The 1,599-nt window shown below is 40.7% G+C and carries 1 protein-coding gene; it reads left to right on the top strand.

The features are described 5' to 3' along the window. Window positions 1-9: 9 nt before the first annotated feature. Window positions 10-1,563, top strand: coding sequence for a SpaA isopeptide-forming pilin-related protein (locus HMPREF0367_RS05365; RefSeq protein ID WP_428829651.1), 1,554 nt, complete (start codon window positions 10-12; stop codon window positions 1,561-1,563). The last annotated feature ends 36 nt before the right edge of the window (window positions 1,564-1,599 follow it).

The following is a 1,599-nucleotide window of genomic DNA, read 5'->3' as shown; positions in this document are numbered from 1 at the left end:
TAGCAAAGGATAAATTACAAGCAAAGCTCCGATGGATTTGTGAAGAGCAAAGAACTTTATCTCGGAAAATACGAGGTCAAGGAAATTACAGCACCTTACGGAATGGTAGTCAGTGGCGAAACCCATACGGTTGAGCTTACTTATGCAGGTCAGAATATCTCTGTTACCGAAACTTCCACATCATTCTATAACGAAAGACAGAAAGTGCAGGTAAGCCTTGTAAAAGCCATTGAAAAGGATAAGACATTTGGTATTGGCGACAACGGAGAAATCAAAAACATCAGCTTTGGTCTTTATGCCGCAGAAGATATTGTATCTGCAAGCGGTACAGTTATTCCGGCTGATGGACTGATTGAGATTGTCAGCGTAAATGAAAATGGAACTGCTGTTATGAAGTCAGACCTTCCGTTTGGCAAATACTATGTCAAGGAGATTGCAACCGATGAGCATTATGTTCTCTCTGATACGAAATATCCGGTTATGTTTGAATATGCAGGTCAGGATACCGCAACAGTTGAAATCAAAGTGAATGATGGAAAAGAAATCAAGAATGAACTTATCTATGGTTCTGTATCAGGTAAGAAGATTGACGAGAACGGAGAAGCACTTGAGGGTGCTGTTATCGGTATCTTCAAAGCCGAAGAAACAGAATTTACAAAGGATACTGCACTTATGACGACTACCTCTGCAAAAGACGGTAGTTTTTCTTTTGCAAAAGTTCCTTATGGCAAATGGATTGTAAGAGAAATCGAGCAGCCAAAGGGATTTGTTCTTGATGAAAAGGCGTATGAGGTCAATATCAGCAAAGCCGAGCAGGTAGTTGAAATTGAGATTGTCAATGAGTATGTTCACGGCAATATCAGACTCACGAAGGTGGACGCTGAATATCCAGATAACAAACTTACGGGTGCAACCTTTGAGGTATATAAGGACACCAATGAGAACGGAAAGATTGATGATGGCGATGAACTTATCGGAAATCTTGAAGAAACCGAAACCGGAATTTATGAGATGAAAGAGCTGCTTTACGGAAAATATATTGTCCGTGAAACAAAAGCACCAGAGGGCTTCCTGCTTGATAAGGGAGAATACTCTGTTTTCATTGAGAAAGACGAAACAACTTATTCCGTTGAGAATAAGGCTGGTGTTGGATTTATCAATGAAGCTATGCGTGGAACACTGAAAATCGTCAAGACATCTTCAGATGGTAAGGTTAAAGGTTTTGCGTTCAGAGTAACCGGAGCAAACGGTTATGATATGACATTTGAAACAGATAAGAACGGCGAAATTGTGATTGAGGGACTTCGTATTGGCGAATATACCGTATCCGAAGTGGCAAACAATGCCTCTGCCGCATATATCACACCTGCCGACCAGAATGTTACTATCAAACTTGATGAAACAGCCGTTGTAAAAATGCACAATGAGTTGAGGGATACTCCGAAAACAGGAGATGATACCAATATGAAACTTTGGTATGTCCTTGCCGGACTTTCTGCTGTCGGTATCGCCGTAACTTCTGTTGTTGCATACAAAAAGAAGAAAAAGGAGGGTAACGAGTAATGGAAGCAAAGTGTCGAACCAAACAGTAACAAAATC

Source organism: Faecalitalea cylindroides ATCC 27803, from assembly GCF_000469305.1.
Classification (GTDB): Bacteria; Bacillota_I; Bacilli_A; order Erysipelotrichales; family Erysipelotrichaceae; genus Faecalitalea; species Faecalitalea cylindroides.
Note: the sequence above shows the minus strand (reverse complement) of the source record. Positions and strands in the feature narration are given on the sequence as shown.